This window comes from Photobacterium angustum (genome assembly GCF_003026365.1).
Classification (GTDB): domain Bacteria; phylum Pseudomonadota; class Gammaproteobacteria; order Enterobacterales; family Vibrionaceae; genus Photobacterium; species Photobacterium angustum.
Map to the genome: position 1 here is coordinate 49379 of NZ_PYOM01000004.1, position 14346 is coordinate 63724.

A 14346-nucleotide genomic window follows, 5' to 3' on the forward strand; every position below is an offset into this window, starting at 1 on the left:
CATCCAGAGTAAGTAATTAATAAATAGAACACAGGCAATATTAATGTTCTATTGTGACAAAAATACGTCGCTTTTTTGTAAAATCAGTGACAACTGCCTTGTTTGTTTTCCACTTGATTTATTGCTTAATTCGTATTTTTTCTAAGACTAATTCAGGAACTCGCTCTCTGTACAACAAGATATTTTACTGCTTATCAGCAAAAAAACTTATCAATTGTTTTCAGTCATATTCTTAAAAGGAACTTCGACTAACGCATTGATCAAGTCCTCTTTTTCGTTATCTTCTCGCCATACTAAATATAAGCTTTGATCCATAACTGGCGCGTCTTCTACCACATGAAGTAAGCCTTCTTTCTTAGCACTTTCGACAACTGGCGATGGCAGATAACCAACTCCAGCATTCGCTAAAATATAATCAAGCGCCATTTTAACAGAATGTGTATGCATTATTGGTGTACGCTGAAGCTCAGCAATACGACTATGCTCAACAGAAAATCGTGTTCCCCAGTCTAAAAAGACGAGTGGAATATCACGAGTATCATGTAAGCAACAATTACTTTTATTAGTCACTAACTGTAATTGGTAGTCTCGGACTTTACGTACATTAAGATTTTCAATTTTCGGTGGCTCGCTGGTAATAAAGAGATCAATGCTCTTATCAAACAAGCGTTTTGCCATCCCTTCACGTTTAACAGACTCTAAGCGTAATGCTAATCCAGGTAGATTGGCATAGATATGGTTAATCCAATCAGAAATACCATCAAACTCCCAGAATAAAGGAGATGCGCCAATAGCTAATTGGGTATTTAGGCTATCTGTTAATGCAACATCCTGCTTCGCACGCCCCCATGTCTGTAAAATAGCTTCAGCATAAGGCTGTAAACGCTCACCAGCTGCAGTTAGATGGACATTACCACGTTGACGAGAAAACAACGGGTTACCTAGCTGAGACTCAAGCTGTCGAATACGAAAGCTGACGGCAGACTGCGTTAAATATAAATTATCAGCAGCACGGCCAAAGTGACGAGTCTTAGTTACTTCTAAAAATGTTTTTAGTAATTCTGTATCCACAGCGAAATTCTCAAGAATAAGAAGGATAAATTGCGTGATTATCGTGCTATTTAAGCATTATATATCTAATAAGCAAGAGCTTAATCTAGATCTTAAACGATATGATGATTTGCAGCGTTAAATCATCAAAAATATTCATCAAAACGATAAAAATTGTTTGATTTACAACTCGCCAAGTCTGGATAAATATCACCCCAAATCACATCAAGGACTTTATGAATGAGAAGTGAAGGTAAATTTTACGACGATAAAAATTTCCCACGTGGCTTTAATCGCTCGGGAGTTTTCACAATTAGTGAAGCCAGCGTCTTAGAAAATTACGGACGTATTATGCGTGCCTTACATGAAGGGACTACTCAACCAATCGATGAGTCTGAAACTCAGTTCCTTGCTGAAGTGTTAGGTCAGCAAGCAGCAGTGTCTGAATTTGGTAAGTGTTGGTTAAAATACCTGAACCACACCACTCATAAAGCACGCAGTTATACCTTATGCGTGTCGCAACGTGCTAATAATGGCGTATACGGCGACGATGATGATACCGATAGTGGTAGTGATAGCGATTTAGACTATTAATTACTATCAGAGGGCTAACCTCTGTTTATCGAGTAACAATGAAGCCATCCCACTCTAGTGCGATGGCTTATTTCTTTTTAATAGCCTGTAAAACAGGCACTTTCTTGGTAGAGCTATGAAAATTTGTTTTGTTATGTATCCGTGGGACAAAGTTGAAGCCGAAAACGACTCCACACTACGTCTGATCCATGAAGCCGCAAGCCGCGGTCACACGGTTGCAATTACAACACCAAGTAACTTAACTATGCGTGACAGCATGGCTATTGCATTCTGTAACGTATTAAAAAAAGGTGATGTATCAAACAATATTCCAAGCTTTTACCGTAAAGCTGAATTTAACAAAGCTGAGCTACCACTCGCGGGCTTTGACGTTATCTTTATGCGTGCTAACCCACCACTAGATACCATGGCTCTTAATTTCTTAGATTCTGTGCGTGAGCATACTTTCATTATTAATGATATTGATGGTCTACGTGTCGCTAATAACAAGCTATATACAGCATCGTTACCCGATCCAAACCATGAATATATTCCAGCAACACACGTATCAAAGAACCGTGAATATTTAGAGCGTGTATTAGACGAATCAACCCATGATCGTATGATCTTAAAGCCACTAAATGGTTACGGTGGTAAAGGCGTAATATTGGTTGAAAAGAGTGCAAAATCAAGCGTTAAATCATTACTTGATTTCTACATTGGTGACGATGAAAACTATGTGATCTTACAAGATTACATTGAAGGTGCAGAACAAGGTGATGTACGCATTCTACTGCTTAATGGTGAGCCTATTGGTGCTATGCGCCGTGTGCCAGCAGAAGGCGATGTGCGTTCAAACATCCATGCCGGTGGCCGTGAAGTAAAACACGTACTGACGAAGCAAGAGCTTAACTTATGTAAACACATTGGTCCTAAGCTTGTGCGCGACGGTCTGTTCTTTGTTGGACTTGACGTGATTAACGGTAAACTGGTTGAAGTAAACGTATTAAGCCCAGGCGGCATTACCCGTATCAATCGCCTTAACCGTGTAAAACTTCAACGTAATGTCCTAGATTTTGCTGAGAGTGTAGTAATGGCGAAAGAAGTCGGCATTGCACGTAAAAATGATTTTCGAAAGGTGATTGCAGATGCTGCATACTGAGTTAGAGGTTCTGGATAAAATCCGCAGCCTAACTCCCTTTGAAGCAAAACTTGATGATGGCAGCTTGACGATTCGTGTTAGCGAATATCAGCCTTATATTGCTACTGCCATTCATCATGGACACAACCTTCGTGGCGAGTTAAAAGAAAAATGTGCGCTAACAGAAGAAGAGCGCTACTTTGAAGAAGATCCATTTACTGGCGATTTTATTTCATCTCTGCCAATCATTCTTCAAGGTGAAGATTCACGTTACGAATACGATCTTAACCGTGATCCAAGCAACTGTATCTATGACGATGCTTGGGGTAAGAATGTATGGCTTGAGCCATTAACGGTAGAAGAACGTGCAGTAACGCATGAAAAACATAACCGCTACTATCGTATTCTTAAATGTTTAATTGAAACATTAGAAAAAGAGTTCGGTTTATGTTTGTTATATGACATCCATTCATATAACTACCAACGTATTGACGAGAAAACACCGACATTCAATGTCGGAACTAAACAAGTTAACTGTCGTCGTTGGCGTAAAGAAATTGATGTCATGCTTGAAGGTTTAAATAGTATAGAGCTACCCAACCTAGAAGTAACAGCATTAGAAAATGATGTCTTTAAAGGCATGGGGTACCAAGCAGCTTTCATTAAAGAAAACTTTAAAAACACATTAATCTTACCGATTGAAGTAAAAAAAGTATTCATGAATGAAGAAGGCGGCGAAGCGTATCCATTAGTGATTGAAAAGCTGAAAGAGTCCATGAAAACCGTGATTACGGAACATGCTGCTTTTACTATCACTAAACGCACAAAAGCCAAAGGTTTAACTGGTAATGATCTGCTTGCTTCGAATTTATCGAAAGAAGTGCTCAAACTGGATCGTCAGCTATATCGTATTGCTCGTGGTATCAATACGCTTAGCTACATCAACCCAACTAACCTTAAGCAAGAAAAACGACGCTTTTTAAGTAAGCCGCATAGCTATCAGCCACAGTTTACTTATCGCCAACTTGATTTAGATCCATACAAGTTCCGTGAGCAACTTTATCGTCTACCAGTAGAAGGTATCCGTGATGCTGACGTACAAAAAATGTATCGCAAGGTTATCGACCAATTAGCGGTACGTATTGATCTACTTTGTAGTATTGGTACTGATGAGTTCTTATATAATTCATTACGTTACTACGGTCAGCCTGATGAGCGTGATATTGCCAATGCAAAATTTATTCTTCATGCTTGTGAATACAAAGAGCAGCAGCCTGCAACAATCACAGCCAATGAAGCAATAGAAGCGTTTAAAGAAGCGGCGAAAGAGTACGATATTCCTTGTAAAGTCGTATCCTCTAAGCAGCTAATCGCACGAGCAATGGTAAGTGGTAAAACGATCAAGGTGAACCCAAACAGTCGTTTTACACAAGGTGATTTGGATGCGTTAATTCATCACGAACTGGGTGTGCACTTAGTTACGTCAGTGAATGCTGAACGTCAACCATTGAAGATCCTACAACTGGGTTTACCGGGTAATACGCATACACAAGAAGGCCTTGCGATTCTTTGTGAGCACTTATCAGGTAGCTTCCCACTACACCGTCTAAAAACATTGGCGTTGCGTGTTGTAGCTGTAGAGATGATGGTAAATGGTGATACCTTCAATGCCTGTTTCAACAGCTTGAAGCATGAATACGGTATCAGTAATGATGAAGCATTTACCGTTACTGCACGTGTATATCGTGGTGGTGGTTTCACTAAAGATTTCTTATATCTTCGTGGCTTAAAAGATGCGATTCAAGCGTATAAGAATGAAGATTTAACATCATTATTTATTGGTAAGACTGGCTTTGAATTTAAGCCCCTGCTTGATGAACTCATCGAGCGCGGGATCTTAAAACAGCCCGATTACTTACCTAAAGCACTAGAGATAGATGCGGATATCGATCCAGTGATGGAGTTTATGCTTAACTCGATTCGTTGATCGACTAGTAAATAAATCATAAACAAAAAGCGACCAATCGGTCGCTTTTTTTATGTATTATTAACGCGCGAACGTTACATTGGTAAGCGTTTACGATCGACCTGTATAATCGTACAAGTCAATAACACCAACACCACTGCGATTGCAGCTAATAGCACAAATACACCGTTCCATGAGTAGCTTGTTTGTATCATCGCAATAGGTGCACCTGCAAGCGCTGCACCGATATAGGTTACCCCACCTTTTAAACCTGTTGCTGCACCTGCACCATCAGCGTGAGAGGCTTCAATAATACCTAAAGCAAACAACATTTGAGGAGCATAAATACCCGCACCAATGATAAAGAAGCACAATGCCACCAGCATGTAGTCAATATGCAATGTAAATGCTACACCCACCATGCCGCTAATTAAGACAAAGCAATAGATTAAAATGGTTTTCCAGCGATCAGCACCGAAGAATTTATCAGAAATAATACCGGATGTTAGACCACCTAAAATACCACCAACCTCAAACCATGCCACCAGAGAGTTTGCTTTAACTAAATCCCAATGTAATACGTCAACAAAGTAAACACTGACCCAGTCACTTGAAACAGTGCGGATCACATAGATACAAAGATCACCACCAATCGCTAACCAAATAATAGGATTGGTTAGAATATAACGTTTAAACATGACCCACATTGTTAAGCCAGCTTCAGAACGTTTGTTTATCTCAAGTTGCTTGGTATCGTTACGCCATACACCAACATTAGGTAATCCGTAGTTTTCAGGCTTACCACGCATCATCACAGCCGCGATAATGGCTTGTACTGCGGTAATAACAGCAGGAACGTAAAATGCGTAACGCCAATTCCCTGTGTAAGCAATAACAGCGGATGCAATTAATGGCGCTAAGGCACCACCAACATTGTGTGACGTATTCCATAATGAATACCAACCACCACGCTCAGATTTTGAATACCACTGGCTGATCGCTTTTGCAATCGGTGGAAAACCACAACCTTGTACAACAGCAGTTAAGCAATATAGAGACAACAGCATGGTGACACTGTCAGTCATACCAATACCAACGTTGATAATGGCGATCACGACAAGCACAGGAGCAAGGAATAAGCGTGGATTAATTTTATCGGCGAGAAGACCTGAACTAAACTTAGAAATACCGTATAAAATATAATAAATAGAAGATGCTAGACCAAATTGAACCGTGGTCATTCCCAAATCGGTCATTAACAATGGGGCTGCAGCTGCAAATGCTTTGCGAGAAATATACATCACTGTATACGTCAAAAAAGTCGTTATTATAATTTGCCAGCGTAAACGTTTATACGTTTCGTCTAATTTATTGTTACTCATAGGTTAAATACTTACGAACTGAATTTTTTAAAGTGTTCGAAAGCCTACTCTTTGAAGCATTTGGTACATTTTAATTATTTGTTGCCTTTTTAACCATGAAAACAAATATTATGATTACCGGCAAACCAACTGATAAGACCAGGTATAAATCATGATAAATGACGAACTTCAGAGTAAAACACCAAAAATACAAGAAAAGAAAAACACTAATGTCACAAACTTAATATTATCAGAATAAGAGCTTTTTAACCAAAATCGATTTTTTTGTTAATTCAACTGGTGATGATATTTTAGGTATAAATATACACTAACGTTCTCATTAAATTTTTATATATATTTTAGTGTTAAAAGTATTTACATTTTTATCGCAATCTATGACTAGTCACAATTAATCAAAACCAAAAGCAATAATTAGTTACAAATATAAAAATAGAATAATCATTTTTTCTTATTAAATATATATTCAATTATGATTTCACAATATATAAAAAAGGCAGCCTGATGGACTGCCTTTCAAATGTATAAATGTTTAATTTTAGCGATTAGTTGCCAGGTACAACGCGTGTCGTACTACCCTGCTGATAAATATCAACACGTTGGCCTACACGGAAAATCATATTTGGATCGACTTCCTGCACAACAGCAATGGTTCTACCGCTATCAAGTTTAATTACGATATTAACACCATTACGTTTACTAACTGCATCACCCGCTTTATTACCTAAAGCTGCGCCAGCTAAACCACCACCAATAGCTGCAATATCAGAACCACTACCGCCACCAACTTTCGAACCAAGAATGGCACCAATGGCACCACCTGCAATGGTACCAATCATATTTTCGCCACCACCGCTCATGGTTACGGCATCTAATTTGGTGATCGTACCGGTTAATACATTTTGTACTGTGCGTGCCTCACCGACATCATAAGCATTACCATATGGATTTTGCGCACAACCGGTTACACCCAGTGCTGCGACCAGACATAAAGATGCTACTGTATACTTTTTCAATATAACCTCCGTCAATAAAGCAATCTGCTCTTACAACGATATAAGTTTGGACGTTAAATTAACATTTTGCTCACAAACCCTGTATTCACACTGAATGGACTAATAAAAACAATATGTTACAAATTATTCGTGTAAGAAGAAGCAACGCTTTACAATTAGTTTCTCTTTTTAAAGGTAAAAAAACACTCAATCTAGTGTGTTTTTTTACCGCGAATTTTATTAATCAACGTCACCACAACAACTACCGCGGCCCCCGCAATAACACCCACAATACCGTTCATTAATGGTGGTAAAATAGACGCTGCACCAGGAAAATTGACGGCTTGTACAATGTTATCTACGATTTCATGGGAATGCGGTAAGGTATGTACAACGATACCGCCACCGACAAGAAACATTGCAATTGTGCCCACAAACGCCAGAGCCTTCATAAGATAAGGTGCTATGTTCACCAATAGTGAGCCAAAACGGTTTTTCAAACTCGCTTGTTCGCTATGATTCACAAGGTATAAACCCGCATCATCTAACTTCACAATGCCTGCAACCAAACCATAAACACCTGCCGTCATAACTGCGGCAATTACGCTGACAACAATGGCTTGAGTTAAAAATGGATGATCTTGTACAACCCCTAAAGAAATCACAATAATTTCAGCAGAAAGAACAAAATCAGTACGAATAGCCCCTTTTATTTTCTCTTTTTCATACTCTGCGATATCAACATCACTTTGCGCTAACACATCAACTTTATTTTCTGTGCTTGCCTGAGAATGAAATAATTTTTCAACGATTTTCTCAACACCTTCAAAGCATAAGAATAAACCGCCTAATAACAGCATTGGCTGAATCAGCCATGGGGCTATTACACTGATCAATAACGCTGCTGGAACTAATATCAGCTTATTTTTAAATGAGCCTTTTGCGACGCCCCATACAACAGGAATTTCGCGTTCCGCACGTACCCCCGTTACCTGTTGGGCATTCAATGCTAAATCATCGCCTAACACACCCGCTGTTTTTCGTGCTGCTACTTTTGTCATCACAGCAACATCGTCTAATACGGTCGCGATGTCATCTAACAAAGTTAATAAACTTGCTCCTGCCACAGGTTACTACTCCTTCCATTAAGAGCCTATTGCTCTTAAATACACAAACTAACATTATGATGTTAATACTAAGCTGTTGATGCTGACTTCATCCAACATACAATTGAGCATTATACTGCCTATACCATAAAAATAAAAATCAGCGTTTTTTATCGCGATTTAGCGCCCTTTTCAATTAAAGTCGGTATAAAGCCGAATGGCTAATCTTTCTTATCATAACGATAAATCTTTTTTGATTGCAGTTAACCTCATTCAATTGTCTAATCGCCAAGCACCCTCTTTTCGGTTTGAGGTGTAGACTGAGATTGGAATTCCTCTCTTTACGTTATGTCATACCGTGCTAGTAGCAGCACGACCTGTTCGGAAATGACAATGAAATTATTCGCAGCACTATACCTACAGGCATTTTCTTGTCTGAATAAAGTATGCGACAACGCAGCCAACAACATCAGACCAACCCAATTTAGACGATCGACACGTATGTTCATTAATAATAATGATGAAACGAACTCGGATAGTCCCAGTTACGTGTAATTAAATGCAATACACTACTGTTTGATGTGGATTGCTTTTTATTAGCGTGACCTTTAGATCCTGACTTTTATTACGTCAGCAACCATAACCTTCTATTTTATTTGATATTTTCTGCAGTTATGTAGGGCTTCTGTTCGCCTTAAAAACTGACCGCGTACTTACAAGGATTAAGACTATGAGTGAGTGGACAATTAATAACGCACGTGACGTTTATAATACGCCTTACTGGAGCCAAAACTATTTTGATATTGCACAAGATGGTTCAGTGGTTGCGCGTCCTAATTTACAGGCTCCCAACAATACCATTGGTTTATCACAACTTGCTGATGAACTGATTGCTGCAGGTGCCTCATTACCAGTATTGGTACGTTTTCCTGAAGTGATGCACCATCGTGTCGATAGCTTATGTAGTGTATTTAACCAAGCAATTGAAAATTATGGTTATACAGGTGACTACCTTGCGGTTTATCCAATCAAAGTCAACCAACAACAAGAAGTCGTTAGCGAGATTCTTAAAAGCCAATACGCTAAGCAACAACGTCAGTTAGGTTTAGAAGCAGGCAGTAAACCCGAGCTTATGGCTGTGCTGGCTATGGCGCAAGAAGCGAGCTCCGTCATTGTCTGTAATGGCTATAAAGATAAAGAATACATTCGTCTTGCACTCATTGGTGAAAAGCTAGGACACGAAGTGTATATCGTCCTAGAAAAACTATCAGAACTACGCATTATCTTAGAGCAAGCGAAAGAGCTTGGCGTTACTCCACGTCTTGGTTTACGCGCTCGTTTAGCCTCGCAAGGTAAAGGCAAGTGGCAAGCCAGTGGTGGCGAGAAGTCTAAGTTTGGATTATCGGCATCTCAGGTTTTAACTGTGGTAGATGAACTGCGCCAGCGCAATATGCTAGATTGTCTGCAATTGTTGCATTTCCACTTAGGGTCGCAAATTGCCAACATTCGTGATGTAAGAAATGGTGTGGGTGAAGCTGGTCGTGTTTACGCAGAATTAAAAAAAATCGGTGTCGGTATTACAACTGTCGATGTTGGTGGTGGTTTGGCCGTGGACTACGAAGGTACGCGTTGTCAGAACAGTTGCTCAATGAACTACAGTATTAACGAATATGCAAACAACATTGTTTATGTGTTAGGTGATATTTGTACTGAATACGATATCGCTATGCCACGCATTATTTCAGAGTCTGGCCGTAACTTAACAGCACATCACGCAGTCTTAATCACCGATGTTGTGGGTATTGAAAGTTACAAACCTGAGAGTATTTCAGCACCAGCATTTGACGCACCACAAGTGCTACATAACATGTGGATGTCGTGGAACGAGCTCTCGCAACATGCAGAGCAACGTTCGTTGGTTGAGATTTATCATGACAACCAAAATGATTTAGCCGAAGTGCACGCCCTATTTGGGGTTGGGATGATTAGCTTTATCGATCGAGCATGGGCAGAGCAAGTCAGTTTGCGCTTATGTTATGAATTAGAAAGAAAGCTATCAGATAAAAATCGTGCACACCGCCCGATTTTAGATGAATTACACGAGCGCTTAGCTGATAAGTTCTTCGTGAACTTTTCTTTATTCCAATCATTGCCTGATGCATGGGGAATTGATCAAATCTTCCCTATCTTGCCATTAAGCAACTTGGATAAAGCCCCTGAGCGTCGTGCCATTATTTTAGACATTACTTGTGATTCAGATGGTGCTATTGATCAATATGTTGAAAGCCAAGGTATTGAAACAACGCTACCGGTTCCAACATGGTCAGCCGAAGAGCCATACCGTATTGGTTTCTTTATGGTCGGTGCTTATCAAGAAATCTTAGGTGATATGCATAACCTCTTTGGTGATACCGACACTGCAGTTGTCCGTACTCGTACTGACGGTGGTTATGAAATAGAAAAAATTGATCGTGGTGATAGTGTTGGCGATGTATTGCGCTACGTGCATTTAGACTCGAAAGAGTTTTTACGCCAATACCAAACAATGGCTGAGCAACACTTAGCTGATCACGAACGTGATGCAATTTTACAAGAATTAGCGGAAGGTCTAGAGGGTTATACTTACCTCGAAGATGTCCGTGCTATTTAACTAAAATATTAAATAAAAGGTTCCTACTACGCTAGTCATGTGTAGTAGGACGTCTTAACGGGGCTTTGCCCAAGATTGTTGTTGGAGAGAACCATGGCAACATTAGCTAACTACCCAGATTACTCACTATACGCAAATGCGTTTGGTTTTTTACGTCAACCACTCAACTTCTCACCAATGGAGTCTGATGCTGATGTGGTGATCACTGGTATTCCATTTGATATGGCAACCACTGGTCGTTCGGGTAGTCGCATGGGACCTGGCGCGATTCGCCAAATTTCAACCAACCTAGCATGGGAAGGTAAACGCTGGCCGTGGACATTTAATTTATTTAAAACTATCAAGGTTGCTGACTGTGGTGATCTGGTATTTGATTGTGGCGATGCCGCACAAATGTGTGACCGTCTCGAAGCTCACGCAACAGGCTTATTAGAGCAAGGTAAGGCAATGCTAAGTTTTGGTGGCGATCACTTTGTGACACTCCCTCTACTACGCGCACATGCTAAGCAGTTTGGAAAAATGGCATTGATTCACTTTGACGCACATACAGATACTTATGATCAAGGTAGCAAGTTTGATCACGGCACCATGTTCTACCATGCGCCAAAAGAAGGGTTAATTGATCCTCTTCATTCAGTGCAAATTGGTATTCGTACTGAGCACAGCGATAAGCTGGGCTTTAATGTAATAGATGCAGGTCAAGCGAATGATTGGTCTGTAGAGCAAATCGTTTCCATGATCAAAGAGAAAGTGGGTGATATGCCTGTTTACTTAACCTTTGATATTGATTGTTTAGATCCTGCTTTTGCGCCAGGAACAGGAACACCTGTTTGTGGCGGTATGACATCGGATAAAGCGTTAAAAGTAATTCGTGCTTTAGCCGGAATTAATCTTGTAGGTATGGATGTGGTAGAAGTTGCCCCTTCCTACGATCATGCTGACATGACATCACTGGCTGCAGCAACAATCGCAACCGATATGCTTCACCTATGGGCACTGACGCATAAAAAAGCAGACATCAAATAAGCTTTAGCTTGATTAAGCACGACAAGTTAACAACAAAAAAGCCAGAGCTAATCTCTGGCTTTTTTTCGGTGTCTTCTTTGTATAGCTATAAGTCTTGCAACTTAATTAACTAATTAAGATACCACCCCATACCAATACAACTACAGCCATCGCAACAAATACCGCCGCAGAACCAATATCTTTCGCTCGGCCGCTTAGTTCATGATGCTCAGGACCAATACGATCAACCACCGCCTCAATTGCCGAGTTAACCAGCTCAACAATCATCACTAGTAACAATGAAGCAATCATGATCACTCGCTCTAACCCAGTTACAGGTAAGAAAAAGCTAATCGCAGTCATCACTACTAATAACACTGACTCTTGACGAAAGGCTGCTTCATTTATCCATGCAGCTTTTAGCCCTTTTGCCGAGTAGCCTGCAGCATTAATTATACGAGTAATCCCTGTTGCGCCCGGTTTCATTGTTGTTTATCTCTCTTATTATTAATCATTAGCTAGTACTGCCTTAGTGGGCGCTAATATTACGACATTGTGAAAATATATCTAGCTTAGGATCATAAACGTTCGTTTTGACATCCATCATGCCAAGCAATGAATGAAATAAATAATCCTGAGAATATCCCCCGGCGGCGGCTTCTTTCTCTAAACAACCACGATTAATATGCTGACTTTTTTGGTATTCAGGCGACAACCATAATATCAGAGGTACTGTAGTTTGCTCTTTCGGTGCAATGGCATAAGGTAAACCATGCAAGTACACACCATCTTCACCTAATGATTCACCGTGATCGGCCATATAAAACATAGCTGTATTGGCATGGTGATCATCTTGCTTAAGCATATCAATTACTTGGCTCAAAATATGATCGGTATATAAAATCGTATTATCGTACGTATTCTTCACTTGTTGCTGAGTACAGTTTTGTAAATCACTGGTATCACACGTGGGAGTAAACACTTTAAATTTTTCAGGATAGCGATCGTCATACGTTGGTCCATGACTACCAATGATATGTAAAACAATCATCGTATCTTGCTTAGCATCATCAATATATTGCTGTAAGCCTTTAAGTAAAATCTGATCATAACAAGAGCCGTTATGACATAAGCTAGGATCAATCTCAGCGGTCATTTCAATATGCTTAACACGATCACAAGCCCCTTTACAGCCACCATCATTGTCTTTCCATAACACATCAATACCTGCATGATGCAAGACATCTAATACACCATCTTGATGGCGTGCTTTAACAGGATCATAATTCGCTTTGGTCATATCAGAAAACATACATGGCACTGAAGCAGCTGTTGCTGTACCACAGGATTTCACGTTCAGAAAACTGATCACATTGCGGGTTGCTAATTGTGGATTGGTATCACGCGTATAGCCATTTAATGAATAGTTCATAGAACGTGATGCTTCACCGAGTACCATCACCACTACATTAGGTTTATTGGTTTTTGCTGTGATTGCCGCATGTTCATTTACAGCATCAGTGCCAATGTGGGTAAATGGCATATTCGCTTCAATTAACTGGTAATGCGCATAACGATAGGTCGCTGATAAGTAATTAGTCGGATTAATTAAGGCTTTGATTTCTGAATGATTACGTACTAATGAAGCGTAATCTTTATAATAGCCAGCCGCAATAATGCCGATCACAACCAACGAAATCACAACCGATAGCAATTTAGAGGCAAGTTCTTTGATAAAAGGCTTAAATTGCACCTTCATCGACGTAAATATAATCGCGGGAACAATACCTATGACTAGTAACCATAGCCCACCACCTAAAGATAAATAGCTGGCTGCTTCACCAGTATTTGTCTCAAAAATATTAACGATCATGCCGTAATCAAAGAACACACCATAGCTATACATGCCATATGTTGCCAATGATGACAAAATAATCAGTAATGGGGTAAGTATGCGATATATCCGAGGCCAGATGAGCAGTGTGAAAATAATATTCAGTGCTGCACAAATAAAAATAGGAATAGAAATAGCAAAAATAATGCTCTTTGGTGGCTGGCTCTCAAATAGCTCTGTGATATGTTGCCAAAGCGCAATATTTTGTATTGCCGTAAAAAAGAGTGCGACAAGCAGTGTATACAATACGCTGGTTAAGCGGAGTTTCATTCTATCTATTCCCAAGAATAATTATCATAGTTATATAACGTCAACATAACTATGATAGAAGATGTTCACGATATAGGTTATGCCAGCCTTGGCGAACGGATCCTATTTTGGCGGCGAATTATATAGCCAAAAACATATAAATAACTAATATCTATATATATTGACTGGCATTTAAAATGAAAACAAAGATTCAATTAATGAAAAGTAATGTTCTCATTTAGGTTCCTTGCACTCTTAATAAAGATAGAAGAAATATGCTCTTAGCACTTCTACCGATAAATAAAAACTTAAAGAGGTAAATCAACGCCGCCGTATTA

General features: G+C 39.7%; 11 protein-coding genes. 5 read left to right on the plus strand and 6 right to left on the minus strand.

The genetic code is table 11. The annotated features are described in order from the left end of the window. Positions 1 to 210: 210 nt before the first annotated feature. Positions 211 to 1071: an HTH-type transcriptional regulator HdfR gene (gene hdfR, locus CTN01_RS05220; protein ID WP_045148453.1), complete on the minus strand. Its 861-nt coding sequence runs from the start codon at positions 1069 to 1071 to the stop codon at positions 211 to 213. Between the two features lie 219 nt (positions 1072 to 1290). On the opposite strand from hdfR, the gene CTN01_RS05225 reads away from it, so the two are divergent. The 3 genes from CTN01_RS05225 to CTN01_RS05235 all read left to right on the plus strand — a co-directional run bounded on the left by CTN01_RS05225 (position 1291) and on the right by CTN01_RS05235 (position 4751). Next, the gene (locus CTN01_RS05225) at positions 1291 to 1644 is read left to right on the plus strand and encodes a MaoP family protein (RefSeq protein ID WP_005366451.1); all 354 of its coding nucleotides are present in this window, start codon (positions 1291 to 1293) and stop codon (positions 1642 to 1644) included. Positions 1645 to 1759: 115 nt separating this feature from the next. Then, a complete protein-coding gene (gene gshB, locus CTN01_RS05230) occupies positions 1760 to 2785 on the plus strand; it encodes a glutathione synthase (protein WP_045083105.1) in 1026 nt (341 codons plus the stop codon). Then, entirely contained in the window at positions 2772 to 4751 is a 1980-nt protein-coding gene (locus CTN01_RS05235) for a flavohemoglobin expression-modulating QEGLA motif protein (RefSeq protein WP_045148454.1), read from the plus strand. Before gshB ends, CTN01_RS05235 begins: the two co-directional genes overlap by 14 nt. Positions 4752 to 4825: 74 nt before the next feature. On the opposite strand, the gene CTN01_RS05240 is transcribed toward CTN01_RS05235, so the two are convergent. The 3 genes from CTN01_RS05240 to CTN01_RS05250 form a co-directional block, all read right to left on the minus strand. Next, complete coding sequence (locus CTN01_RS05240; protein WP_045148456.1) at positions 4826 to 6112, minus strand: MFS transporter; 1287 nt, start codon at positions 6110 to 6112, stop codon at positions 4826 to 4828. Between the two features lie 542 nt (positions 6113 to 6654). Then, complete coding sequence (locus tag CTN01_RS05245) at positions 6655 to 7125, minus strand: outer membrane lipoprotein (protein ID WP_005366456.1); 471 nt, start codon at positions 7123 to 7125, stop codon at positions 6655 to 6657. A 191-nt stretch (positions 7126 to 7316) separates the two neighbouring features. After that, complete coding sequence (locus CTN01_RS05250; RefSeq protein WP_045148457.1) at positions 7317 to 8231, minus strand: DUF808 domain-containing protein; 915 nt, start codon at positions 8229 to 8231, stop codon at positions 7317 to 7319. A gap of 709 nt (positions 8232 to 8940) precedes the next feature. On the opposite strand from CTN01_RS05250, the gene speA reads away from it, so the two are divergent. Together speA and speB are read left to right on the plus strand one after the other, a co-directional pair. Continuing rightward, positions 8941 to 10860 carry a biosynthetic arginine decarboxylase gene (gene speA, locus CTN01_RS05255; RefSeq protein ID WP_045148458.1) on the plus strand — a complete coding sequence of 640 codons (1920 nt, stop codon included), beginning with the start codon at positions 8941 to 8943 and terminating at the stop codon, positions 10858 to 10860. Between the two features lie 93 nt (positions 10861 to 10953). Then, positions 10954 to 11886 (plus strand): agmatinase, encoded by a 933-nt coding sequence (gene speB, locus CTN01_RS05260; protein ID WP_045128168.1) that lies wholly within the window; start codon positions 10954 to 10956, stop codon positions 11884 to 11886. Between the two features lie 105 nt (positions 11887 to 11991). On the opposite strand, the gene CTN01_RS05265 is transcribed toward speB, so the two are convergent. After that, positions 11992 to 12351, minus strand: coding sequence for a diacylglycerol kinase (locus tag CTN01_RS05265; RefSeq protein ID WP_005366468.1), 360 nt, complete (start codon positions 12349 to 12351; stop codon positions 11992 to 11994). 43 nt (positions 12352 to 12394) lie between these two features. Beyond that, a complete protein-coding gene (gene eptA, locus CTN01_RS05270; protein ID WP_045148459.1) occupies positions 12395 to 14029 on the minus strand; it encodes a phosphoethanolamine transferase EptA in 1635 nt (544 codons plus the stop codon). Positions 14030 to 14346 lie beyond the last annotated feature (317 nt).

What these genes read in the sequence shown, in the direction of transcription:
- CTN01_RS05225 (WP_005366451.1), top strand. Translation starts at nt 1,291, where the DNA reads ATGAGAAGTGAAGGTAAATTTTACGACGATAAAAATTTCCCACGTGGC.
- gshB (WP_045083105.1), top strand. Translation starts at nt 1,760, where the DNA reads ATGAAAATTTGTTTTGTTATGTATCCGTGGGACAAAGTTGAAGCCGAA.
- CTN01_RS05235 (WP_045148454.1), top strand. Translation starts at nt 2,772, where the DNA reads ATGCTGCATACTGAGTTAGAGGTTCTGGATAAAATCCGCAGCCTAACT.
- CTN01_RS05240 (WP_045148456.1), bottom strand. Translation starts at nt 6,112, where the DNA reads ATGAGTAACAATAAATTAGACGAAACGTATAAACGTTTACGCTGGCAA.
- speA (WP_045148458.1), top strand. Translation starts at nt 8,941, where the DNA reads ATGAGTGAGTGGACAATTAATAACGCACGTGACGTTTATAATACGCCT.
- speB (WP_045128168.1), top strand. Translation starts at nt 10,954, where the DNA reads ATGGCAACATTAGCTAACTACCCAGATTACTCACTATACGCAAATGCG.
- CTN01_RS05265 (WP_005366468.1), bottom strand. Translation starts at nt 12,351, where the DNA reads ATGAAACCGGGCGCAACAGGGATTACTCGTATAATTAATGCTGCAGGC.
- eptA (WP_045148459.1), bottom strand. Translation starts at nt 14,029, where the DNA reads ATGAAACTCCGCTTAACCAGCGTATTGTATACACTGCTTGTCGCACTC.